The following is a 23,401-nucleotide window of genomic DNA, read 5'->3' on the forward strand; positions in this document are numbered from 1 at the left end:
GGAGCTGCGCATGATCGAAATGTACCTGCTCGCCGGCGCGTTTGCGATGGCCATGATGTTCGGCGCGGTATTCGCTTACCGGATCGTCACCGCGGTCGAAGTCGAAGACCGCACCTATGCCGACAAGCCGCCACCGGCCATGGCGCGTGTCTGGCCGCTGATTGTCCTGGTCACCCATTATCTTGGTCCCTTGCTGTCGGTCGAGTACCGCGAGAAGACCATCCGCCGGCTGCGCAAGGTGGAACTCGATTATGCGCTCTCGCCCCAGCAGTGGTTTGCGTCGAAGGTCGTGTATGCGTGCCTGATCGGCGCCATGGTCACGCTGCTGGCCTTATGGGTGGGGGCGAAGGGCCTGGTGATACCGATGGCCGGCTTCCTGTTCGGTTTCTGGTACCTCGAAATCTGGATGCGCGACCGCATCAAGCGCACCGAGATCGACGTGCTGAAAAACCTGCCGGCCTTTCTCGACATGCTGACCCTGGCCATTGAATCGGGCTGCAACCTGACCGTGGGGATGAACATCGCCGTCGAGAAAACGCCCGACAATGCCTTGCGCCGCGCCTTTGCCCGCCTGCTGCGCGAGATCCGCTCTGGACGCAACCGCATCGACGCGCTGCGCATGCTCGAGGAGCGGCTCGACAACGCCGCCGTCAGCTCCCTCATCAGCGCACTGGTCCAGGCCGAAAAGACCGGCGCCAGCCTCGGCATGGTGCTGCGCGCGCAGTCGACCCAGCGCACCAACGAGCGCTTTTCGCGCGCCGAGAAGCTGGCCATGGAAGCACCGGTCAAGATGCTCGGCCCGCTGATCCTGTGTATTTTCCCTTGCACCTTCGTCGTGATCGGTTTTCCCATCGTGGTCAAGATGCTGGGCGCAATCAACTGAGGAGGCCTTGATGCTCAAGCCAGGCAACGCCGTTGTTCGCGCAGCGCTGATGTGCTGCAGTTCCTTTCTGTTCGCTTGCGCCACGCCGGCGCCGGCGCCGCATGCTGCCGGCCCGATGAGCGAGGCACAGATGATGCAACTGGCCGCGCGGGCCGAGCAGGAAATCGGCGCCGGCCGTTTTGGCGATGCCGAGCTGCGTTACGTGCAGATCGTGCATGCCTTTCCCGCCAACGCCACAGCCTGGTTCCGGCTCGGCACCGTGTACCTGCGCACCAACCAGGTGCGCCAGGCCCAGGGCGCGTTCGAACAAGCCTTGCGGGTCGAGCCGGGCATGGCCAAGGCCCATGCCAACCTGGCGCTGGCCCACGCGATCTTGTTGCGCGGCGCGGCCGGCATCGCCGTGCGCAGCGGCGATGTCGCCGCGCCGAACCGGCAAGCGCTGCAAGCGCTGATGCGCGATGTCGATCATGCGCTTGGCCCACAGGCGCCGAGCTCACCGCAGGCCGCGCCGGAGCCGTTGCAGTGACACGGCGTGATGGCGCCGGCCGCGTGCGCGCTCAGTGCGGCGCCGCGACGATCGAGTTCTACATCATCGCGTTCTGGGTTCTGGTTCCCTTGTTCATGGCGATACTGCAACTGGGTTTGTTCATGGTGGCCAAGAACACGGCCAATGTCGCCACGCTCGCCGCCGCCCGCGCCGGAGCGGCCTCGGGGCTGGACATGGGCGAGATGCGCCGCGCTTTTGCCTTGCACATCGCGCCCTTGTACGCTACCAGCGGGTTGCGGCGTATCAGCGATGCGGGCTTCGCCGACGCGCAATCGAACTACGGGAGCGTCGGCCTGTCCGCGATTGCGCGTGCCAGGTTGGAGACCGAGGGCTTGAAAATGCACCGCATCACGGTCCTCAACCCGACCAGCAAGTCATTCGACGACTTCCAGATCACGCGTGCCTCGGACAAGGCGCAGATTATTCCCGTGGACGGCCTGTACGCCAACAATGCCATGGGCGGAAAATCGCAGCAGCAGCGTTCCGATGCACTGCTGCTCAAGATCGAAACGCGCTACTGCTACCAGATGATCATTCCGGTCATCGACAGCATGATCATCAAGGTACTAACCAGCGACTTGCGGTCCGATCATAGCGTCGATCACCTCACCTGTTATGCCATCAACGCAATCCCGATCCTGTCGCAATCGGTGGTGCGCATCACCGTGCCGCCGGAACGCGGTAAACTGGAGAAATGAGCATGGATAAGCGGTGCGTCGAGGTGCGTGGCATTCGAATCAGCGTAGCGTACTCGTTTGGCGCGCGCCTGGTCGGCTTGCTGGGACGGCGCGCGCTGGCGCCGGACGAGGGGCTGTTGCTGGCGCCGTGTTCCAACATTCATACCTTGTTCATGCGCTTCGCCATCGATGTCGTGTTTCTCGACAGTGAAGGGCTGATCCTGGCGATCCACCGCGACGTCAAGCCGTGGCGCGTGCGGGCCGCGCGGCGCGCGTACGCCTGCCTCGAACTTGCCGGTGGCGGAGCGCTGCGGGCCGGGCTGGCAGTGGACCAACGCCTGGCCAGGCTGGCAAGCCACCGTCTGGCCGTGGCGCCATGATCCGCGTATCCCTGCTGATAGCGATGCTGGCGGCGCTGCCGCCCGCGCAGGCTGAAATCCATGTTCGCGTCGATCCGGCCAGCGGTGTGACCGTATTGAGCAATGTGGCGCCCAAACCCGGGCTCACCACAACGCCGTTCTCCCCGTCAGTCCCGCTGCGCGGTGCGACAGCGGCATCGTTCCCCAGGGTCGATCCGCACACGCAACAGGAGCGCGACATCGATCGCCGCGCGATCCTGGAAAACGAATTGGTCTCGGAACAGAAGGCGTTGACGGCTGCCCGTGAACATGGCGCCGACGACGATGCGCGCCATCGTCATATCGCCAATCTGGCGGCGCTGCGACGTGAACTGCGCAGCATTCGCTAAGCGCTGGTCGCGTATGCCGCGCAAGGCGGTGGCAGACGCGGCGACCATCGTGCGATGGCCGCCGGTTGATGCCTGGCTTGGTTACCGCTCAGGTGCTGCTCAGGTGCTGCTCAGGTGCTGCTTACTTGCTGCGGCGCGCCCGCTTCTTGCCGCCAGCGGCCGGCGTCTTGCCAGCGCCGCCCGGCATGGCGATGGCCTTGCCGTTGACCGTCAGCTTGCCTGCCTTGTAGTCGAGCATCGACACCAGCACATCGCCGTCCAGGCGCGCATAGCCCGCATCGACGGCCATTGTCACGTACGTGTCGGTCATTGACTTGACGGTGGCGTCGATCGCTTCAGGCGATGGCTTGTCGGCCTGCTTTTCAGCCTGCGACAGCGTGATCTTGCGCGTCACGGCGCTCACCAGCGCGACCGGCACGCGCATTTCGAAGCGCGCATCCATTTTCTTGACCAGCGCGGTGGTCGTTTTAAAGTCGCTCTCGACCGTCTTGCCCAGGGAGAAGCGGCCTTTCAGGAGTGCGCGGTGACCCAGGTAGCCCACGCTCATCTCGGTCAACTCGATCGCCGTGCCGCGCGCGGACATGCCCTTGGCGAAGGCCTTGATCTGCGGGCCGAACTCGTCCAGCTTCGGCTCGGCGCCCGGCTTGGTTTTTTTCCTGATCTCACTGCTTAATTGCTCGAACGCTTTCAGGTCGAGCTTGCTCATGCGCAGGGACGCGCGCAAGTCCTCGATTTTTTCGTCCATGACCGTGATCAGTTCGATGCGCAAGTCGCTGGCGAGGTCGTAATCCTTGCCGTTCGGCTCAACCACGGACGAGACCGACAGCTTGTCCATTTTTATGCTGAACGGCTTGTCCTTGCCGCTCATCTCGATCGACTTGGCCTCCACGCGTGCCGCGCCAATCCAGACGTCGTCGCTGTTGCGGCTTTGCTTGCTTTCCAGGGTGATATTGTTGACGATCCCCTTGCCCGATTTACTGTCGAACATGAATACCGGCCAGCTTCCGGTGCTGGTCATGGTGCGGCCGGCCTCGTCGGTAAGCATATGGAGCTTGAGCGCGCTCCACGACCAGTTTTGCTCGTTCAGGTCGGCGTAATTGTGCGCGGGCACCGAGAAATCGAAAGCGATCATGCCGCCTGCGGCCGGCGCGCGCGTGAGCGTGTACGGACGGGCCGAACCGAAGACTTTTTTCAGCTTCTCGCCGGTCGGTGCGCTGAACTCGTACACAGCCAGCTTGTCGAAAATAGGAATCGGATTGCCCTTGGCCGTACCGAAACTCTGCTCGAGTTCGAGTGTGGCCGCTTCCATGGCGTCGGCCATGTTCGACTCGGTCTTGGCGGCGGGCGCCTTGGCGTTGTCGGTGGCATTGGCGGCCATGGCCGGGAAGGAGGCCATCAGGGCCGCGCACAGGAGAAGTTTTTTCACTGGAAATTGATTGATAAATAGATAATGTTAAACATTATCCGGCAAATGTGTTTACTTGTCATTAAGCATGTTTATCGTTGCTAAATCGCAACGGCTGGAAGGTTCCGCTTTGTCTTGCGACAGCGGGCAGGGGCGCGTTGCCGCCCCGCCCAGCCAGCGCGGCCCGGGCGTGCAAGTCGTTGCAGCCATCCCGGTGCCGCACCCCTACGAGCGCGGCGCAGTGTGCCCGGGTAGCGCCGCCTCGATCACGTGGACCGCCGCGCCGGGCGCGCGGTGCGCGGCGCAGCGCGCCTGCGTTGCCTCGCCGTCAGTGCCCCAGACGTCGAAGATCAGCTGCGCGCCGATGCGCTCGACGATGGCGTCCATGGCCTCGTAATCCTTGGCCATGCAGGCAAAGTAGGCGAACGCATTGAGGTTCCACGCGGCCGGGTACAAGTTGACCAGGTGTTCGAAGCTGGCGCGCATGGTCGGCCAGTCGGCGCGGCCGGCGTCGAACAGGCGCCCGTGATACTCGCTCTGGTCCATGAACCAGTAAATGCGCGCATACATCGACGGCTGCTCCCTGCCGGCGGCATGGCTGGCATCGTGCGCCAGGCGCGCCACGCCATCGGGCGTGCCGCCCCAGCGCGGGTGCGAGTACAGCGCGGCGGTGAAGTAGGCGGCGTGATAGTTCGGATGGCGCGCCAGCGCCTGCCGCACCTTCTTGCGATAACCCTCGGCCGACATGCCGTCCACGTAGGGCGCCACGCTGAGCATGGCGCGATGCCATTCCGGATCGTTGGCCCGCTCGGCCAGGACCCGGGTTTTTTCCAGCATGCGCATGGCCACCTCGGCGCCGTACGAGACGGCGTCGCGCTGCTGCTCCGGCAGCTTGCTGAGCAAGCCGCTGCCGCGCGCCACATGCAGCCGCCCCAGTTGCAGGTAGACGCCGAACAGGCGCGCCGGCACCGACTTCGGATAGCCGGCCTGCCAATTGCGCGCCTGCTCTTCCACCGCCTCCCAATAGTCCATGTCGGTGGTGTGGGTGCCGAAACGGCGCAGCTGGTTGTAGAAGATCGCCAGTTTCCACAGCCCGCTCGGGGTGCGCTGGCCGGCGTGGTTCAGGGTGCGATACAGCGCTTCCAGGCGCCGGAAGTCGCCCGCCACCAGATAGCGCTCGGTTTCCTGCTTGATCGCTTCGTGCGCGTGCGTTTCCGCATCCGCCGGCGGATTGTCCGTTGCGGCCGGCGCGGCGGCGTGGCTGCACAGGGCCGCCGACAGGCACGCCAGCGCGAGGAAGGCGCGGGCGCCCCGGGAAATGCGCGAAATTGTCGTCATGATGTCCCTTTCAGTGCCGGATCGCGCCTTGAAACGCATCCACGGCAGGGAAATAATGACAGCGTGCAACTCTTTACGATCTGCGAAAACGCAAGAGATGACGCCGGGCGCGGGCAGGGCGGATACGGGTAGCGCTGCGCGGCCGCGGCCGGGCGGGCGCACGCCGTCCTACAGGCGCGCTGCGGCAGGGGCCTGGTGCGCCAGGCAGCGCGCGTGCGTTGCCTGGCCACCGGCGCCCCAGAGGGCGGGGACCAGCCCGGGGCCGATGCGTTCGACGAGGGTGTCCATGGTCTTGTAATCGTTGGCCATGCAGGCAAAGTAGGCGAACCCGTTCAGGTTCCACGCGCCCGGGTACTGCGCGACCATGTGCTCGAAGCTGGCGCGCATGCTTGGCCAGTCGGCGCCGCCGGCATCGAACAGGCGTCCCTGGTACGCGCGCTGGTCCATGGCCCAGAAAATGCGCGCATACATCGAGGGCGATTCCTTGCTCCCGGCATGGCTGGCGTCATGGGCCAGGCGCGCCACGCCGTCGCGCGTGCCGCCCCAGCGTGGCTGCGAGTACAGCGCGGCGGTGAAGTAGGCTTCGTGATAGTCCGGGTGGCGCGCCAGCGCCTCCCGCACCTTTTCGCGGTAGCCGTTGGCGGACATGTTACGCATGTACGGCGCCACGTTGAGCATGGCGCGGTGCCATTCCGGATCGTTGGCTTGGACGGCGAGGCGCCGGGTATCTTCCAGCATCTGCATGGCCTTGATCGCGTAGGCATCGAGGATGCGGCGCTCCACCACCTTCAGTTTGCCGAGGGGGCGGCCGGCGCGCGTTATCTCCAGCAGTTCCAGTTTCACGTACACATCCAACAAGCGCGCCGGCACCGAGTCCGGATAGCGGGCCTGCCACTGATTGGCCTGGCCTTGCATCTCAAGCCAATCATTCATGTCCGGGACCTGGGTGCGGAAGCTGCGCAGCTGATTGTAATAGATGGCGAGCTTCCAGATTCCGCTCGGGGTGCGCTCGCCGGGTCGGTTCAGCCTGAGGTGCAGCGTTTCGAGGCGCTCGAAGTCGCCCGCCAACACATGGCGCGAGGTTTCCTGTGCGATCTCTTGTTGGGCGCGTGCTTCCGCGTCCGGGGTTACACCCTCGTTCCCGGCCGCAAAGGCGGCATGGCTGCACAGGCTCGCCGACAGGCCGGCCAGCACCAGGAGCGAGCGCATCCCCAGGAAAATACGCGCAATGATTGTCATGATGGTTCTTTCAATGGTCGATAAGGGCGCGGATCGTCTCCACGGCGGGTAAACATCACAGCGCATCACAGCGGGCCGGCCCCGCCTACGCGGCGGCGGCGCTGGGCACGAAGCAGTTTTCCGGCACTCCGTCGTCGGCCTCGGCATAGGTGAAACCGAGTCCCACCGAGAACGCCGGCAGGCCGAGCGCTTCGGCCAGGCGTTCGTGCCGTTCCACCGCCATCATGAACGACTCGTCGCGCAGCACGGCCTCGACCGCGCCGACATCGGCCACGCCGAACGCGGCGCACAGGCGCGCTGCGTCGCCGCCTTGCGGCACGCCGAATCCGTCCTCGTCGTCTTCCGAAAACGCCGCCGGATTCGAGTTGTACTGATCGGTCTTCGCGCCGTTCTCGTACAGCTCCAGGTACAGGAAATTGTCATCGTGATTGAGCAGCGCCAGCACCGGGCAGGCGAAAAAGGACGACAGGCTTTGCGCCAGTGCCCCGAGCACCTGCGGGTCCTGGCATTCGCTCGCTTCGTCGAGCACCGTGAGATTGCCGTCTTCCTCGCGCGAGACGAAGGCGCGCCGCTCGGTCATATGGGCCAGCACGGCCTGCTGGCTCGGACCGCGCACTGTGTGGCTGGTGTAAAAAGAACCCATGTTCGCTCCCTTGCGGTGATTGATTGAAGGCGCATCCGGCTTGATTTCATGGCAATATTTCAATACTACTATAAGTTGCCTGCCGCCTCGATGGGGCGGTGTTGCGGCCCCCGTCGCCGTCCGCTTGCAGTTGCCTCCCGCATATCGTTTCAAGCGTTACAATAGCGTCTTCCCACTTCCACGCTAGAGAATCCGCCATGGCCGTCAATTCCCCTCTGCCCGTCGCCGCCGACCTGAATCCCGTCAACGGGATCGAGATCGGTTTTGCCGAAGCCGGCATCAAAAAGCCCAACCGCAAGGACATCCTGGTGATGAAGCTGGCCGACACGGCCACCGTGGCCGGCGTGTTCACCACCAACCGCTTTTGCGCCGCTCCCGTGCAGGTCTGCAAAGCCAACCTGGCGGCCGTTGCCGCCGGCGGCGCGCCGATCCGCGCGCTGGTGGTCAACACCGGCAACGCCAACGCCGGCACCGGCGAGACCGGCCTTGCCAGCGCCAACGCCACCTGCGCCGCGCTGGCCAGGCTGCTCGCCTGCGAGCCGCACCAGATCCTGCCGTTTTCGACCGGCGTGATCCTCGAGCCGCTGCCGGTCGACAAAGTCGTCGGCGCGCTGCCGGCGGCCATCGGGAACCTGAAAGCGGACAACTGGTTCAACGCCGCCGAGGCGATCATGACCACCGACACCCAGCCGAAAGCGGCCTCGCGCACGGTCGACATCTGCGGCCACAGCGTGACCATGACCGGCATCAGCAAAGGGGCCGGCATGATCCGCCCGAACATGGCCACCATGCTCGGCTACCTGGCGATCGACGCCAAAGTGTCGCAGGACGTCTTGAATGAACTGGTCAAGCACGCGGCCGACCATTCGTTCAACTGCATTACCATCGACGGCGACACCTCGACCAACGATTCGTTCATGCTGATCGCCACCGGCACCGGCAGCCTGGCCATCGCCAACACCGATTCGACCGAATACGCCGAACTGAAAACCGCGGTCACCGAGATCGCCCGTTCGCTGGCGCAGATGATCATCCGCGACGGCGAAGGCGCCACCAAGTTCATCACCGTCACGGTGGAAGAGGGCGGCAACATGGAAGAGTGCCGCAAGATCGCCTATTCGATCGCCCATTCGCCGCTGGTGAAAACCGCGTTCTTCGCGTCCGACCCGAACCTGGGCCGCATCCTGTGCGCGATCGGCTACGCCGGCGTGGACGACCTCGATGTCACCAAGCTCGATCTGTACCTCGACGACGTGCTGGTGGCCAAAAGCGGCGGGCGCAATCCGGCCTACCAGGAAGCCGACGGCCAGCGCGTGATGCAAAAGAGCGAAATCACGGTGCGCGTGCGCCTCGGGCGCGGCGCCCACAGCGCCACCGTCTGGACCTGCGACCTGTCGCACGAGTACGTGACCATCAACGCCGACTACCGTTCCTGAGTCGCGCCTTGACGACGCCACTCGAACAATTCCTGCGCCGCGCCGAGGCGCTGTTGCAGCGGGTCGAGGCGGTGCTGCCGCCGGCCTACCCGCGCATGCCCGACTGGCGCTCGGGCACCGCGTTCCGCTGGCGCAAGCGCCCCGGCAGCACCGTCAATTACCTGCAGCCGGTGCTGCATGCGGCCACCATCGCCCTGTCGGACCTGCACAACGTGGGGCCGCAAAAGCAGCAGATCGAGCGCAACACGCGCCAGTTCGTGCAGGGGCGCCCGGCCAACAATGTGCTGCTGACCGGCGCGCGCGGGACCGGCAAGTCGTCGCTGATCAAGGCGTGCCTGAACCAGTTCGCCGCCGACGGCCTGCGCCTGATCGAAGTCGACAAGGCCGACCTGGCCGAACTGCCCGACATCGTCGACCTGGTGGCCGGACGCCCCGAGCGCTTCATCATCTTTTGCGACGACCTCTCGTTCGAAGAAGGCGAGGCCGGGTACAAGGCGCTCAAGGTGGCGCTGGACGGCTCGATCGCGGCGCAGTCGGACAATGTGCTGATCTACGCCACCTCGAACCGGCGCCACCTGCTGCCGGAAAAAACCAGCGACAACGCCAGCTACAAGCACGGTGACGACGGCGACCTGCATCCGGGCGAGACGGTCGAAGAGCGCATTTCGCTGTCCGAGCGCTTCGGCCTGTGGCTGTCGTTCTATCCGTTCAAGCAGGACGACTACCTCGATATCGCGGCGCACTGGCTGGCCAGTTTCGGCTGCAGCGCGCAGCAGATCGAGCAAGCGCGCCCCGAGGCCCTGCAATGGGCCTTGCAGCGCGGTTCGCGTTCGGGCCGGGTGGCGTGGCAGTTCGCGCGCGACTACGCGGGAAGGCTGCCCGAATGACTGAATCGACCAGTAAAAAACCGATCGATGTCGCGGTCGGCATTTTGATGAAACCCAATGGCGACGTGCTGCTTGGCCAGCGTCCCGCCGGCAAACCGTACGACGGCTATTGGGAATTCCCGGGTGGGAAAGTGGAAACCGGCGAAGCCATACTCGACGCGCTCAAACGCGAATTCGTCGAGGAGCTTGGCGTTCATATCCTGAGCGCGAGCGAATGGTGCGGGGTCGAGCACGTGTACGAACACGCGCACGTGCGCCTGCACTTCTTTATCTGCCGCCAGTGGCGCGGCGAACCGCAAAGCCTCGAAGGGCAGGCCTTTGCGTGGCAGGGCGTGGTCGGCGTGTCGCCGCTGCTGCCGGCCACCATTCCGCTGCTCGCATGCCTCGACCAGGTGCGCTACCCGTAAGCATTTTCACCTGTATTTGCCGCTTCGGCAAACCAACGCACCGCAAGGAAGTCCGTGAAAATTATCGTGCTCGGTAGTGGCGTGGTCGGTACCACGTCGGCCTATTTCCTGGCCAGGGCCGGCCATGAAGTGACCGTCGTCGAGCGCCAGGACGGCGCCGCGCTGGAGACCAGTTTCGCCAACGCCGGCGAAGTCTCGTCGGGCATGGCCGCGCCGTGGGCCGCGCCGGGCATCCCGCTCAAGGCCTTGCGCTGGCTGGCCATGCGACACAGTCCGCTGGTGGTGCGCCCTTCGTTCGATCCGCGCATGTGGCGCTGGCTGTTGCAGATGCTGGGCAACTGCAATCCGGCCAGCTACGCCGTCAACAAGAGCCGCATGGTGCGCCTGGCCGAGTACAGCCGCGATTGCCTGATCGCGCTGCGCGAGGAGACCGGCATCGCCTACGACCATCGCAGCAAGGGCACCTTGCAGGTGTTCCGCAATCCGCGCCAGCTCGACGAAGCGCAGGACGATATCGCGGTGCTCAAGCGCTACGGGGTGCCGTATGCGCTGTTCGACGCCGCCGGCTGCGAAGCGGTGGAGCCGGCCCTGGCGCGCGTGCGCGGCAAGATCGTCGGCGGCCTGCACCTGCCTTGTGACGAAACCGGCGACTGCTTCAAGTTCACCCAGGCGCTGGCGCGCATGGCGTCCGACGCGGGCGTCGTTTTCCGCAACGGCGTCGAGATCCGGCGCCTGCTGCACGAGGGCGGCGCGGTCACGGCGGTCGACACCTCGCTGGGCGAATTAAGAGCGGACGCCTTTGTGATGGCGCTGGGGAGTTACTCGCCGCTGATGCTCGCGCCGTTGGGGATCAAGATCCCGGTGTATCCGGTCAAAGGCTATTCGATCACCTTGCCGATCATCGACGCGGCCAGCGCGCCCGAATCGACCATCATGGAAGAGACCTACAAGGTCGGCATCACGCGCCTGGGCGAGCGGATCCGGGTGGGCGGCACGGCCGAAATCGCCGGCTACGACCTGCGCCTGCACGAGGCGCGCCGCGCCACCCTGGTGCATGCGGTGAGCGAGTTGTTTCCGGGCGGGGGCGATGTGGAAAAGGCGACGTTCTGGTGCGGGCTGCGTCCGATGACGCCGGACGGCACGCCGGTGATCGGGCCGACCCGCTATCGCAACCTGTTTCTCAATACCGGGCACGGCACCCTGGGATGGACCATGTCGTGCGGTTCGGCGCGGGTGCTGGCCGATCTGGTGTCGGGACGCGCGCCCGAGATCGATACCGAGGGATTGTTCATGAGCCGCTACGGCGCTTGACGCGCGCGGCGGCGCCCGCTCAGGCGTTGGCCAGCTGCGCCTTCGGCGCGCGCGGCAGGTGCGCCGTGAAGGTGGTGCCGCACTCCGCGCTGGAGGTGACGTTCAAGGTCCCGCCATGGGCCGCGGCGATTTCGCGCGCGACGAACAAACCCAGTCCCAGGCTGGTGCGCGGGCGTGCCTCGGCTTCGCCGTCGCCCGGCAACTGAATCAGCGGACTGAAAATACTCTCCAGCGCCGAGGGCGGAATCACCGGACCGTCATTGGTCACGGCCACCGTCACCGCGTCGGGATGGGCGCGCGCGACGATGCGCACGGCGGCGCCGCGCGTGCCGTACTGGGCGGCGTTGACCATCAGGTTGGTCAATAACTGGTGCAGGCGCACGGGGTCATACTGGCCTTTGATCGCCTCGTCGGCCTCGAGCTCGAAGCGCGTGGCCGGATGGGTGGCGTGGGCGTCGGCCAGCGCGGCGCGGCAGACGTCGCCCAGGTCGACCTCGCGCAGCACGGTCGGCATGCCGCCGCCGAGCTGGGTGCGGGTGTAGCCGATCAGGTCATCGACCATGCTGCTCATCAGGCGCGCACCGCGCTTGACCCTGCCGCCGATTTCGCTGGCCTGGGCGGCGTCGACCTGTTTGCGGCTGAGCAGCTCGCCCGCCATCGACATGCTCGACAGCGGCGCGCGCAGGTCGTGCCCGAGGATGGCCAGGAACAGTTCGCGCATGTGGTCGGCGCGCGCCGAATACGTCACCACCGATTCGGCCAAGGCCTGGTCGATGGCTTCGTTAAAGCGCACCATTTCGTCGGCCACGTCGGACGTCATGCGTTGTACCTGCGGCAGCCACAGGCGCAGCACGGTGGCGCGCAGGGCGCGGAATTCGGCGCTGAGCTGGAGCAGGGAAAAATTGCTGGCCTGGCGCAGCGCGCCGTGGATCGAGGCGGCGCTCTCGCCCTCGACCGTGTCGGGCGCGAGGCCCTGCGACTTGGCGATCTGCTGTTGCGGGTTCTGCGAGGTTTCGATGTCAAGCGCAATCGCCTGCAGGATCTGGCGCGCGTGGTCGCGCAGCGCCAGGTCGGTCATCTGGCTGGCGGCCGGCAGCAGGGTCTGGGCAAACGCCTCCCACTCCGTCAGGATTGCTTCCATGCGCTCTTTGATGAAACGGTCGAGTCTCATCGGTATGCCTGTGGCATTGACATGGTATTGCATCCTTTGCATGGTGGGCGGTCAGCCATTGTAAGCGCTTTTACGGCCACTGCGGCAAAGACGCAGTGGCGCCGCCCTGGCGACGCTACTGTGGCAGGTTCTCGTCGTCAAGCAAGGGGTCGGACGGGGCGGCGCCGGGAATGGTGTATTTTTCCTCGGCCCAGGCGCCCAGGTCGATCTGTTTGCAACGTTCGGAACAGAAGGGGCGGAATTTATTGGCCTCGGTCCATTCGACTTTTTTGGCGCAGGTGGGGCAGCTGACGACGGTCATGGCAACATCAAACAGTTAAAAATTACAGAGCGTGAGCTCGAACGGGACGTCTTCTTCCAGCGGCTTGGGCTTCAAATCCCCGCCCTGCGTGGTGAAACGGACCCACAACATGTACTTGTTGGCGGAAATCTCGGGGATCGCTCCCATCGACTCATCCATGGTCAGGCGCAACATCTGATAGACCTTGCCTTGGAGCATTTGCTGATAGCTGCCGGCGATGGCGATCATCTTGACCGGGCCGCCCGAGTCGCGAAGCAGGCGCAGCACCAGGGCCAAGGCGTCGAACAGGGGCGCGAGCGGGGCGAACCAGTTGACGATATCGTTGAAGCGCTGTTCGGCCGGGCGTTTTTGCCAGGCGTAGTAGGACGGCAGGTCGAATTCGCAGGCGCCGCCGGGAATGATGGTGCGCCCGCGGATGCTCATCAGCCATTCGTTGTCGCGCACGTTCTGGCCGGTCTTGCCCTGGGCCGCGACCAGCGCGGCGCTGACCGTTTCGACCTCGAGCAGGACGGCGTCGAGCATGTCGGCCGCCACGTTCGGATTCGACCGGTAGCTCAGCAAGCTTTGCTTCTGGCGTTCGAGTTCCTGCAGCAGATCGCTCTTGAGATCGGCGCGGCCGGCCACTTCGAGCATGTCGAAAATGGTGGCCAGGGCAACGTGATGCTGCATTGCATGTTCCTGATGCACAAAGAACTTGAACTTCTCATACAGGTCTTCCAGCCGTAACAACGTGCGTATGCGCTCGTTGAAAGGGTATTCGTAGACGATCAAAATGACATCCCTTTACATGGCAGGAGAAGAATCCCGTGATTCTGAACCAAGCGAGGCAAAATTACAAACGCCGCACCGGTTATCGTGCCATTCTCCCGCAAAATGCCAGATATTGGGCATGCAATAGAGCAATTTGACGGTCCAGGGCTTCCAGGTCGCCATCGTTGGACACGACATCGTCGGCTTGCGCCAGCCGTTCGGCGCGGCTGGCCTGGGTGGCCATGATGGCGCGCACCTGGGCTTCGCTCATGGCGTTGCGGCGCATCACGCGCGCGATTTGCATTTCTTCTGGGCAATCGATGACCAGCACGCGGTCGACCCGCTCGCGCCAGCCGCCGGACTCGACCAGCAGCGGTACCACGTAGATCAGATAGGGACCGCTGGCAACAAGCGCCGCCGCCGCGGTGGCGGCGCGGATGCGCGGATGCAGGATCGCTTCCAGGCGCGCCTTGGCGGGCGGCTCGGAAAACACCAGTTCGCGCATGCGCACGCGGTCGAGGGCGCCGTCGGCGCTGACGAAGGCCGGACCGAATTCTTGCAGCAGGGCATCCATGGCGGCGCCGCCGGGGGCGGTCAGGGCGTGGGCGATGAGATCGGTATCGATGATGCTCGCGCCGAGCGCGGCGAAACGGTCCGACACGGCCGTCTTGCCGCAGCCGATGCCGCCGGTCAGGCCGACGCTGAACTTGCCGCGCTGTGCGGCCCCAGGCGAGGCGCTAGTCATTGTTACTGGACCCAGTGTTTGATGACGACATCGGTCACGCCGGCGATTTGTTTGCCGTATATCATCACGATGAGGCCGGCCGCCGCCAGGTAGGGACCGAAGGGAATCTTGACGTTGCGCTCGCGCCCGCCGAACACGATCAGGCAGATCCCGACCACCGAGCCGACCGCCGATGAAATCAGGATCACGCTCGGCAGCATGCTCCAGCCCATCCAGGCGCCGAGCGCGGCCAGCAGCTTGAAGTCGCCATGGCCCATGCCGACCTGGCCGCGCAGCTTCTCGTACAAGGTCGCCACCGACCACAGCGCCAGATAGCCGACCGCAGCGCCGATGACGGCGTCCTGCAGCGGCACGAAGCGGCCCTGGATATTGAGCAACAGGCCGATCCACAGCAGCGGATAGGTCAGCTCGTCGGGCAGCAGTTGGGTGTCGGCGTCGATGAAGGTCATCGCGATCAGCAGGTACAGGAAGACCAGGGTGGCCAGCCCGGTATAGTCGCTGCCGAAGGTCCAGATCAGCAGGGCCGAGAGCAGGCCGCTGGCCAGTTCGATGAGCGGATAGCGCGGCGAAATTTTCGCCTTGCAGCCTTTGCACTTGCCGCCCAACATCAGGTAGCTGATCACCGGAATGTTTTCCAGCGCGCCGATGCGGTGCCCGCAATGCGGGCAGGCCGAGCGCGGCACCATCAGGTTGAAGGTGTCGGTGTGCGCCTTGCGGGTACCGCAGCCGCAGCCGTATTCGCCGGCCAGGTAATCGTTATAGTCGCGCTCCATCATCTTGGGAAGACGGTAGATGACGACATTCAGGAAGCTGCCGATCAGCAGGCCGAACAGGCCGGCGACGAGGGCCGGGCCCAGGGAGCCGGGGGCGGCGAACAAAAGTGTTTCCGGTAGCATGATGCTCCACGTTATGAATTGATCAAGCAGTTCTGTACAACAATCTATTTTAGGGGGTTCAGCCGCTTTGGGGAAGGCCGATGGCCTTCTGGCGGGGCGCCAGGCCAATGTTGTCGCATTTGGACCGCCGCCGGCGCCGCGCGCCGATACGGGAGGCCGGCAGGCGTGTCAGGTCAAGGTAAGTATGATTGGCAAAGAGCACTACTTGACTTTTCTCACAGGTCCCGTCCGGCGATCAGAAATGCCTGCAAAGGTAGGATATAATTTTCAGATGGGTCGGGAGCGCTGCCCTGTGCGGTGCGATGGACGTTTGTTCCACCTGGCTCACCTTTTTCCTACGGGCTACCAATTCTGGTGGCCCGTTTTTTTGTGGAAGGAAAAGCGACGGTGCATTTACTCTATGTAGATGAGTCTGGTTCGGTAACAGACGCCAGCCAGCGCTATTTCGTGTTGGCAGGTGTTTCCGTCTTTGAACGTACCACGCATTGGATCGAACTGGCCTTGGATCAGATTGCGAAGAAGGCTGATCCGATCGCTTTTGATGATCGCGAACTGCACGGTTCACCCATGCGATCTGGCAAAGGTTTTTGGCGTCAATTCGATCTCGCGACGCGAGAGGGTTTCATCAAAGAGGCGCTGAACGCTGGCGTCATGCAACAGCAAAAAGGCGTGAGGCTGTTTGCTTGCGTGGTCGAGAAGTCCGCCATCACGGGCAGGGAGCCGGTTGAGCTTTGCTTTGAACAGCTTGCAAGGCGCTTCGATCTTTTCTTGCAACGGTGCCACACCAAACACCATGATCCGCAACGCGGCATGATGCTGTTTGACGAGTCAAGCACGGAAAAGCGATTGCAGACGCTTGCAAGAGAGTTCAAGCATAACGGCCATACTTTCGGAAAGACGCGCAATTACGCGGAAGTTCCGGTATTTCTGGACTCACGCGCCAGTCGCCTGATTCAACTTGCGGACTTGGTCGCTTATTCGATCTTTCGCCACTTTGAGCATGCCGATTCCCAGTACTGGGACATTCTGAAGGATCGCTTCGACATCGAGGACGGCGTCAAACATGGCTTCATGCTTTGTGACACTGCGCACCCTCTCCGTTTTCAACGCTGTCAAAGGTAAGGGAAATCGTTGACGCGGCAAGCCTTGTCTCAAGATGGGCAGATCCGACAGGCCGGACATACATGCGCGACGCGAGGCTCCCATGAGCCCCACTGGAAACCACCGCACGATGAATGCAGTAGGCACTGCAACTATGTGAGCGCCTACTGCAAACGACGATGAACAACTGCAAACGATAATGAACGCTTGCAGTCGGGCGATTACACCACCGCGCCCAGCTTGAAGATCGGCAGGTACATGGCAACGACCAGGCCGCCGATGATCACGCCCAGGATCACCATGATCAGCGGTTCCATCAGCGAAGCGAGCGAAGCGACCGCTTCGTCGACTTCATCTTCGAAGAAGCCGGCGACCTTGCCCAGCATCGAATCGAGCGCGCCCGATTCTTCCCCGATGGCCACCATCTGGGTGACCATCGGCGGGAACACATTGGCGTTCTGCATCGCCACGGTCAGGCTGGTACCGGTGCTGACCTCGTTCTGGATTTTCTTGGTCGCTTCCAGGTACAGGGCATTGCCGGCCGCGCCGCCGACCGAGTCGAGCGCTTCGACTAGCGGCACGCCGGCCGCGAACATGGTGGCCAGGGTGCGCGTCCAGCGCGCAATGGCCGCCTTGCGGACCACGGAACCGAAAATCGGCGCCTTGAGCAGGGCCAGGTCCATGAAACGCTGCATCTTGGCCGAGCGTTGCCAGGCCTGGAAGAAGAAGTACAGGCCGGCGAACAGGGAGCCGAAAATCGCCCACCAGTACGTGACGAAGAAGTCCGAGATATCCATCACGATGACGGTCGGGGTCGGCAAGTTGGCACCGAAGCTCTCGAACACCGTCTTAAACGCCGGCACCACCCAGATCATGATCACGGCCGTGACGATGAACGCGATCCCCAGGATCGACACCGGATAAATCAGCGCCGAGCGGATCTTGGCCTTGATGGCCAGGGTCTTTTCCTTGTAGATCGCCAGGCGCGTGAGCAAGTCTTCCAGAATACCGGCCTGTTCGCCGGCGCCGACCAGGTTGCAGAACAGCGGGTCGAAATACAGCGGATACTTGCGGAAAGCATTGTTCAGGCTGGTACCGGTTTCGATATCGCCGCGCAGTTCCATGATCAGCTTGGACATCGAGGGATTCGAGTGGCCCTTGCCGACGATGTCGAACGATTGCAGCAGCGGCACGCCGGCCTTCATCATTGTGGCCAGCTGGCGCGTGAACAGGGAAATATCCTTGTCGGTAATTTTCTTACCGCTGCGATAGCGCTTTTTCTTGACCTTGGTCACCATCACGCCCTGGCGCCGCAAGGTCACGTTGACCACGGCTTCGCCGCCGGCGCGCAGTTCGCCGCGAACTGTCTTGCCAGTCTTGTCCTTGCCTTCCCAGGCGTAGACCGACTCCTTGGCGGCGGTTTTGGTTTGAGCGAGTGCCATACTGTATTTTCCTATTCGTTGGTGCAGCCGAGAACTTCTTCAAGACTGGTCAAGCCTTGCTTTACTTTCATCAGGCCGGAGCGGCGCAGGGACTTGACGCCCTCCAGCTCCGATTGCGCGGCAATTTCCATCGAATTGCCGTGCGCCAGAATGATTTTTTCGATCGCCGGGGTAATCGGCATGATCTGGTAGATGCCGACCCGTCCCTTGTAGCCGCCACCCATGCAGCGGTCGCAGCCGACCGGACCGTAGGGCTTCCAGCCGCCTTCCAGTTCGTCGTCCTTGAAGCCGGCCGCGAGCAGGATTTCGCGGCTGGTCTCGACCGGTTTCTTGCAGGTGCACAAGCGTCGCGCCAGGCGCTGCGCCGTGATCATGATCACCGACGAGGCGATGTTAAAGGGAGCCACGCCCATGTTCATCAGGCGCGTCAGGGTCGATGGCGCATCGTTGGTGTGCAGGGTCGAGAACACCATGTGGCCCGTTTGCGCAGCCTTGATGGCGATGTCGGCCGTTTCCAGGTCGCGGATCTCGCCGACCATGATGATGTCCGGATCCTGGCGCAGGAAGGACTTGAGCGCGACCGGGAAGGTCAGGCCGGAGCGGTCGTTGATGTTGACCTGGTTCACGCCGGGCAAGTTGATCTCGGCCGGGTCTTCCGCGGTCGAAATATTGATGCCCGGCTTGTTGATCACATTCAGGCAGGTGTACAGCGACACCGTCTTGCCGGAACCGGTCGGGCCGGTCACCAGCACCATGCCGTACGGGCGCTGGATCGCTTCGAGCAGCAACTCTTTCTGGTCCGGATCGTAGCCGAGCGCGTCGATGCCCATCTGGGCTTGGGTGGCGTCCAGGATCCGCATCACGGTCTTTTCGCCGAACAGGGTGGGGCAGGTGCTGACCCGGAAGTCGATCGCCTTGGTGGGCGAGAGGATCAGGCGCATGCGGCCATCCTGCGGCACGCGTTTTTCGGAAATGTCGAGCTTGGAGAGCACCTTGATGCGCGAGACCAGCTTGTCGCGGATGGTGATCGGCGGCTGCGCGTGCTCGCGCAGCATGCCGTCCACGCGCAAGCGGATGCGGTAGAATTTTTCGAACGGTTCGAAGTGAATATCGGACGCGCCGAGGTTGATCGCGTCGGTCAGGATCTTGTTGAGGAACTTGACGATCGGTGCGTCTTCGATTTCGGCCGCGCCCGTGTCGACCACCGTGGTGGGCGCGTCGTCCTCGCCGAACTGGATTTCTTCCTGGTCGCCCACCATGTCGGCGAGACTGGTTTCGGCGTTGCGGCCCAGGTTGGCCAGCAGCGCCAGCAGCACGTCGTGCAGCACGATCACCGGCTCGACCGAGGCTTCGCTCTGGAACTTGATCTGGTCCAGGGCCTGGATATTGGTCGGGTCGGAAATGGCCACCGACATCTTGTTGCCGCGCTTGGCCAGGGCGATCACGCGCTGGCTCTGCATCAGCTTGCCGTCGATGGCGTTGGCCGGCAGCACGTCGACATTAAAGCTCTGCAAGTCCATCAGCGGGTAGCCGAAGGTTTCCGCGCAAAAGGCGGCCAGCGTGCGCGAGTCGAAGGTGCCGGTCAGCAGCAGGGTATCGATGAAGGGGCTCTTGTCCGCCAGCGACTTCTTGTGCAGCGAATCGGCCTGCTGCGCACTGAGGCGGCCCGCCTGCATCAAGGCGCGGGCCAGGCCCGGCATCGGGGTTCCGGGGGTCGTATTGGGGAGGACTGCAGCCATATGCGCGCTTGGTTTAAAGAGTACAGGGGAACGACAAAGCGCCGTCCAGTAGTGACTGTTGCGGCGAACTGCCTTGGATCATGCCTCCGGGCATCACATTTGTAAAGTGTTTGCTGCATGGGGGAGGCAACCATACCACGTAGCCAAAATGGAACGTTATTTTGTGTTTTGGAACTTCTATGGTTGGAGTGGAATTGTTGGTGACAGTCTGATTAGGGACTGTCTCAGCGCGCCGGAGGGCGGGTCAGCTTGACCAGCTTGATCGCCTGGTTTTGCACCTGGATGACTTCGATCGCCACGTTGCCGATTTTCATGCTGATCGGGGCCTCGGGAATTTCCTGCAATTGCTCCAGCATGAGGCCGTTGACGGTCTTGGGACCGTCCAGCGGAAACGCCAGTCCCAGCCGTTTATTGATCTCGCGCAGGGGCGCCGTGCCTTCCAACAAACATTCGCCGCGCGCATCCCAGCAGACCTTGTCGCCTGGCGCCGCGCCGGGCGCCGAGGTGGTGAAGTCGCCGATCATTTCTTCGATGATATCGTCGAGGGTGACCAGGCCCTGCACTTCGCCGTACTCGTCGACAATGATGCCCAGGCGTTCTTTGTTTTCTTGAAAATATTGTAGCTGAGTAAAGACGCTGGTGTCCTGCGGGATGAAGTACGGTGTTGTCAGCAAACCACGGAAATGCGCGATGGTCAGTTCCTCTTCCTCGTTGAGCAGGGCGATCGCATGGCGCACATGCAAGATCCCGATGATGTGGTTGATCTCGCCTTCATACACGGGCAGCTTGTTGTGATAGCACCTGGTCAGCTGGGCCTTGAGCTCGGCGACCGGGACGGCCAGGTTGAGCGCCTCGATCTGGGCGCGCGGGGTCATGATGTCTTCGATCGACGTGGTGTCGAGGTCGAACAGGTTGAGCAAGATGCTTTTATGCTTTTGCGGAATGAAATTGCCGCCTTCGAGCACGATGGCGCGCAATTCGTCGGGCGAGACGCGGTTCTGGGCGGCGCTGTCGGCCGGCTTGACGCGCAAAATAGTCAAGAACAGGCGCACGAACAGGTTGACGAACCAGATCAGCGGCTTGGCCGCCGCCATCATCGGCTTGAGCAGGGTGCTGGCGACCAGCGAAATGGTTTCGGGATAGGTGGCGCCGATGAACTTGGGCGCGATTTCGGCGAACACGATCAGCACGAACACCAGCAGCGCGATGGCGATCGCAATGACGCTCTCTTCATAGCCGAACAGTAAAATCGCAATGGCGGTGGCCAGCACCGTCGCCATGGCGTTGACCAGGGTATTGGCGATGAGGATCAGCGAGAGCAGCTTGTCGGTGCGCTCGAGCAGCCACAAGGTGGTGATGGCGCCGCGGTGGCCGCGCTTGGCCAGGCTGCGCAGGCGGAATTTGTTGGCGGCCATGAGCGCCGTTTCCGCCATGGCGAAAAAGGCTGAACACAGGATCAGCAAAACCAGCGCGGCGACAAGCACCCAGGGTGACACGGTATCCAAGGGTCAGTGTGCGGCAGCGGTAGAAGAACAGGGGAGCATCGAAAGCGGGCCAAGCCCAGAATGGTGTGTCGCCGGAACGGCAACCGCAGAGCTGCTGATTTTAAGTCAAGGTCCGTTTCCGTGCAAGTTTGACTAGAATTATGTGCGTCACGTAGTGCGGCAACTATTCGCCCTGTATCAGCGCAGGCGCCGTCAGCCGTTCCACCAGTGCGAGGTGGTTCCCGCAGCCGGCAGGCGCGCCTGCACGGCCTTGTGGATGATGCCCGCCTCGACCGCCTGGGTGGCGTCGTAGATGCGCGCGTTGCCGAACAGATTGGTGCGGATATCGTCCTGCACCCCGGCTGACCTGGTCGCTTCCTCGAAGATGCAGGCATAGCGTTCGGCATCGAAATCGAGGCAGTCGCGCCACTCGCTCACGCGCGAGTGGTCGGCCGCGACCAGGCTGCCGAAGCCCCAGTGCAGGGGATGGACCAGGAAGCGCGTGCCGGGACAGGCATAGCGCTTGGCGCCGGCCAGGAAAATCACCACCCCGACCGATTCGACGCTGCCGATGTTATGGGTGGTCAGCGGCAGGGGCAGCGACTTGAGGAAGAAATACAACGCGAAGCCGGCGGTCATGTTGCCGCCTTCGGTCGACATGTGCAGCTCGATCTCGCTGGCGCCGCTTTGCAGGGCCTGCAGGCAGAGGTTGCGGACCGCGCACACCGCGCTATGGTTGATGGGGCCGATAAAGTGAACGATGTGCAGCGACATTATCTCTCCTGGAGCTCGTCGCCCAAGAATAGCAAGTTTTTGCCCGCCGCATGGTTTCGTTGGCGTTCAACTGCCCCGGTAAGTGGAATACGACCACGGCGTCACCACCAGCGGCACATGATAATTCTGGGCCGGATCGGCGATGCCGAAGGCCAGCGTCACCTGGTCGATGAAGCGCGGTTCGGGCAGCTTCACGCCCTGGGCGGCAAAATAATCGCCGGCGGCAAACACCAGCTCGTAGCGCCCGGCCAGCATGGCCTCGCCTTCGAGCAGGGGCGTGTCGACCCGGCCGTCGCGGTTGGTGGTGACGGTCTTGAGCAGGGTGCGCGCGCCGGCAGCGACCGCATACAGTTCGACTACCACGCCGTTCCCGGGCTTGCCTTGCGTCGTGTCAAGCACGTGCGTACTAAGTTTTCCCATAATCCTTCCTATATGATCAAAATGCGGCATGTTATCTGGCTGATCATATACCGGCATGCGAACGCCGCTATATGATGACAACTATACCCTCCATGCACCTACTTCCATCCCGAGCCCCCTCATGACGACTTATGACAACTATCCACGCGACCTGGCCGGCTACGGGCGCACGCCGCCCCACCCACAATGGCCGGGCCAGGCGCGGGTGGCGCTGCAGTTCGTGCTCAACTATGAAGAGGGCGGCGAAAACAATGTGCTGCATGGCGACCCCGCCTCCGAAACCTTTCTTTCCGAAATCATCGGCGCGGCGGCCTTTCCCATGCGCCACATGAGCATGGAGTCGCTCTACGAATACGGCTCGCGCGCCGGCCTGTGGCGCCTGCTGCGCATGTTCGAAGAGCGCAAGCTGCCGCTGACCGTGTTCGGCGTGGCCATGGCGCTCAAGCGCAACCCGGAGGCGGTGGCGGCCTTCCAGCAACTGGGCCACGAAATCGCTTGCCATGGCCTGAAGTGGATTTCCTACCAAAACGTGGACGAAGCGACCGAGCGCGCCCACATGCAAGAGGCCGTGCAGATCATGCGCGAGCTGACCGGGTCTGCGCCGCTGGGCTGGTACACCGGGCGCGACTCGCCCAACACGCGCCGGCTGGTGGTCGAGCATGGCGGTTTTGCCTACGATGCCGATCACTACGGCGACGACCTGCCGTTCTGGCAGCAGGTCGAGCACGCGGGCGGTGTCACGCCGCACCTGGTGGTGCCGTACACGCTCGACACCAACGACATGCGCTTTTGCGCCATGCAGGGATTTAACTCCGGCACCCAGTTCTTCGATTATCTGAAAGACGCCTTCGACGTGCTGTACGCCGAAGGCGACCCGGATGGCATGAACCAGCCGAAAATGCTCTCCATCGGCCTGCATTGCCGCATCGTGGGCCGCCCCGGGCGCTCGGCGGCGCTGGCGCGCTTTCTCGATTACGTGCAGGGCCACGACAAGGTCTGGATCACGCGCCGCATCGATATCGCCGAGCATTGGAAGACCGTCCACCCGGCATAGTGC

The 23,401-nt window shown here is 63.3% G+C and carries 25 protein-coding genes; 11 read left to right on the plus strand and 14 right to left on the minus strand.

The window, feature by feature from the left end; genetic code table 11:
* Positions 1–10: 10 nt before the first annotated feature.
* Genes F0185_RS17245 through F0185_RS17265 form a run of 5 tightly spaced genes read left to right on the plus strand, consistent with a single transcriptional unit; the run spans position 11 to position 2,855 of the window.
* Positions 11–883 carry a type II secretion system F family protein gene (locus tag F0185_RS17245; RefSeq protein ID WP_167226434.1) on the plus strand — a complete coding sequence of 291 codons (873 nt, stop codon included), beginning with the start codon at positions 11–13 and terminating at the stop codon, positions 881–883.
* A 10-nt stretch (positions 884–893) separates the two neighbouring features.
* Positions 894–1,409 (plus strand): tetratricopeptide repeat protein, encoded by a 516-nt coding sequence (locus F0185_RS17250; RefSeq protein WP_167226436.1) that lies wholly within the window; start codon positions 894–896, stop codon positions 1,407–1,409.
* The gene (locus F0185_RS17255) at positions 1,406–2,128 is read left to right on the plus strand and encodes a TadE family protein (protein WP_167226438.1); all 723 of its coding nucleotides are present in this window, start codon (positions 1,406–1,408) and stop codon (positions 2,126–2,128) included. Before F0185_RS17250 ends, F0185_RS17255 begins: the two co-directional genes overlap by 4 nt.
* Before the next feature lie 2 nt (positions 2,129–2,130).
* Complete coding sequence (locus F0185_RS17260) at positions 2,131–2,487, plus strand: DUF192 domain-containing protein (protein ID WP_167226440.1); 357 nt, start codon at positions 2,131–2,133, stop codon at positions 2,485–2,487.
* Positions 2,484–2,855 carry a hypothetical protein gene (locus F0185_RS17265; protein WP_167226442.1) on the plus strand — a complete coding sequence of 124 codons (372 nt, stop codon included), beginning with the start codon at positions 2,484–2,486 and terminating at the stop codon, positions 2,853–2,855. The genes F0185_RS17260 and F0185_RS17265 overlap by 4 nt, the downstream gene beginning before the upstream one ends.
* Positions 2,856–2,976: 121 nt before the next feature.
* Here F0185_RS17265 and F0185_RS17270 read toward each other — a convergent pair whose 3' ends face one another.
* From F0185_RS17270 to F0185_RS17285, 4 genes are all read right to left on the minus strand, one after another.
* On the minus strand, positions 2,977–4,281 hold the full coding sequence (locus F0185_RS17270) for a DUF945 family protein (protein WP_167226444.1): 1,305 nt from the start codon (positions 4,279–4,281) through the stop codon (positions 2,977–2,979).
* Positions 4,282–4,485: 204 nt separating this feature from the next.
* Entirely contained in the window at positions 4,486–5,598 is a 1,113-nt protein-coding gene (locus tag F0185_RS17275) for a hypothetical protein (protein WP_167226445.1), read from the minus strand.
* 168 nt (positions 5,599–5,766) lie between these two features.
* Entirely contained in the window at positions 5,767–6,837 is a 1,071-nt protein-coding gene (locus F0185_RS17280) for a hypothetical protein (protein WP_167226447.1), read from the minus strand.
* Positions 6,838–6,922: 85 nt separating this feature from the next.
* Positions 6,923–7,480 (minus strand): hypothetical protein, encoded by a 558-nt coding sequence (locus F0185_RS17285; protein ID WP_167226449.1) that lies wholly within the window; start codon positions 7,478–7,480, stop codon positions 6,923–6,925.
* A 197-nt stretch (positions 7,481–7,677) separates the two neighbouring features.
* Here F0185_RS17285 and argJ point away from each other — a divergent pair, with 197 nt between their 5' ends.
* From argJ to F0185_RS17305, 4 genes are read left to right on the plus strand one after another with little or no spacing between them, the layout of a single operon-like run.
* Complete coding sequence (argJ, locus tag F0185_RS17290; protein ID WP_167226452.1) at positions 7,678–8,916, plus strand: bifunctional glutamate N-acetyltransferase/amino-acid acetyltransferase ArgJ; 1,239 nt, start codon at positions 7,678–7,680, stop codon at positions 8,914–8,916.
* Between the two features lie 8 nt (positions 8,917–8,924).
* Positions 8,925–9,803, plus strand: coding sequence for an ATP-binding protein (locus F0185_RS17295; protein ID WP_167226454.1), 879 nt, complete (start codon positions 8,925–8,927; stop codon positions 9,801–9,803).
* Complete coding sequence (locus tag F0185_RS17300; RefSeq protein WP_166894236.1) at positions 9,800–10,210, plus strand: NUDIX domain-containing protein; 411 nt, start codon at positions 9,800–9,802, stop codon at positions 10,208–10,210. Before F0185_RS17295 ends, F0185_RS17300 begins: the two co-directional genes overlap by 4 nt.
* Before the next feature lie 54 nt (positions 10,211–10,264).
* Positions 10,265–11,521: a D-amino acid dehydrogenase gene (locus tag F0185_RS17305; RefSeq protein WP_167226456.1), complete on the plus strand. Its 1,257-nt coding sequence runs from the start codon at positions 10,265–10,267 to the stop codon at positions 11,519–11,521.
* Between the two features lie 19 nt (positions 11,522–11,540).
* On the opposite strand, the gene F0185_RS17310 is transcribed toward F0185_RS17305, so the two are convergent.
* The 5 genes from F0185_RS17310 to F0185_RS17330 form a co-directional block, all read right to left on the minus strand.
* Positions 11,541–12,692, minus strand: coding sequence for a sensor histidine kinase (locus tag F0185_RS17310; RefSeq protein WP_167226458.1), 1,152 nt, complete (start codon positions 12,690–12,692; stop codon positions 11,541–11,543).
* A 115-nt stretch (positions 12,693–12,807) separates the two neighbouring features.
* The gene (gene yacG / locus F0185_RS17315) at positions 12,808–12,993 is read right to left on the minus strand and encodes a DNA gyrase inhibitor YacG (RefSeq protein WP_167226460.1); all 186 of its coding nucleotides are present in this window, start codon (positions 12,991–12,993) and stop codon (positions 12,808–12,810) included.
* Positions 12,994–13,008: 15 nt separating this feature from the next.
* Positions 13,009–13,764 carry a cell division protein ZapD gene (gene zapD, locus F0185_RS17320; protein WP_166894242.1) on the minus strand — a complete coding sequence of 252 codons (756 nt, stop codon included), beginning with the start codon at positions 13,762–13,764 and terminating at the stop codon, positions 13,009–13,011.
* A 79-nt stretch (positions 13,765–13,843) separates the two neighbouring features.
* Positions 13,844–14,488 carry a dephospho-CoA kinase gene (gene coaE / locus F0185_RS17325; RefSeq protein ID WP_167226462.1) on the minus strand — a complete coding sequence of 215 codons (645 nt, stop codon included), beginning with the start codon at positions 14,486–14,488 and terminating at the stop codon, positions 13,844–13,846.
* Between the two features lie 2 nt (positions 14,489–14,490).
* Complete coding sequence (locus tag F0185_RS17330; RefSeq protein ID WP_167226464.1) at positions 14,491–15,384, minus strand: prepilin peptidase; 894 nt, start codon at positions 15,382–15,384, stop codon at positions 14,491–14,493.
* 354 nt (positions 15,385–15,738) lie between these two features.
* On the opposite strand from F0185_RS17330, the gene F0185_RS17335 reads away from it, so the two are divergent.
* Positions 15,739–16,506 carry a DUF3800 domain-containing protein gene (locus F0185_RS17335; protein WP_223164524.1) on the plus strand — a complete coding sequence of 256 codons (768 nt, stop codon included), beginning with the start codon at positions 15,739–15,741 and terminating at the stop codon, positions 16,504–16,506.
* Positions 16,507–16,706: 200 nt separating this feature from the next.
* On the opposite strand, the gene F0185_RS17340 is transcribed toward F0185_RS17335, so the two are convergent.
* The 5 genes from F0185_RS17340 to uraH all read right to left on the minus strand — a co-directional run bounded on the left by F0185_RS17340 (position 16,707) and on the right by uraH (position 22,344).
* On the minus strand, positions 16,707–17,927 hold the full coding sequence (locus tag F0185_RS17340; RefSeq protein ID WP_167226466.1) for a type II secretion system F family protein: 1,221 nt from the start codon (positions 17,925–17,927) through the stop codon (positions 16,707–16,709).
* Between the two features lie 11 nt (positions 17,928–17,938).
* Complete coding sequence (pilB, locus tag F0185_RS17345) at positions 17,939–19,627, minus strand: type IV-A pilus assembly ATPase PilB (RefSeq protein WP_229477063.1); 1,689 nt, start codon at positions 19,625–19,627, stop codon at positions 17,939–17,941.
* Positions 19,628–19,890: 263 nt separating this feature from the next.
* Positions 19,891–21,171, minus strand: coding sequence for an HlyC/CorC family transporter (locus tag F0185_RS17350; RefSeq protein WP_167226470.1), 1,281 nt, complete (start codon positions 21,169–21,171; stop codon positions 19,891–19,893).
* Positions 21,172–21,363: 192 nt separating this feature from the next.
* On the minus strand, positions 21,364–21,924 hold the full coding sequence (locus F0185_RS17355) for an ATP-dependent Clp protease proteolytic subunit (protein WP_167226472.1): 561 nt from the start codon (positions 21,922–21,924) through the stop codon (positions 21,364–21,366).
* A 66-nt stretch (positions 21,925–21,990) separates the two neighbouring features.
* Entirely contained in the window at positions 21,991–22,344 is a 354-nt protein-coding gene (uraH, locus tag F0185_RS17360) for a hydroxyisourate hydrolase (protein WP_167226474.1), read from the minus strand.
* 121 nt (positions 22,345–22,465) lie between these two features.
* Here uraH and puuE point away from each other — a divergent pair, with 121 nt between their 5' ends.
* Complete coding sequence (gene puuE, locus F0185_RS17365) at positions 22,466–23,398, plus strand: allantoinase PuuE (RefSeq protein WP_167226476.1); 933 nt, start codon at positions 22,466–22,468, stop codon at positions 23,396–23,398.
* Positions 23,399–23,401 lie beyond the last annotated feature (3 nt).

This window comes from Massilia rubra, assembly GCF_011682065.1.
In the GTDB taxonomy this organism is placed as follows: domain Bacteria; phylum Pseudomonadota; class Gammaproteobacteria; order Burkholderiales; family Burkholderiaceae_D; genus Telluria_A; species Telluria_A rubra.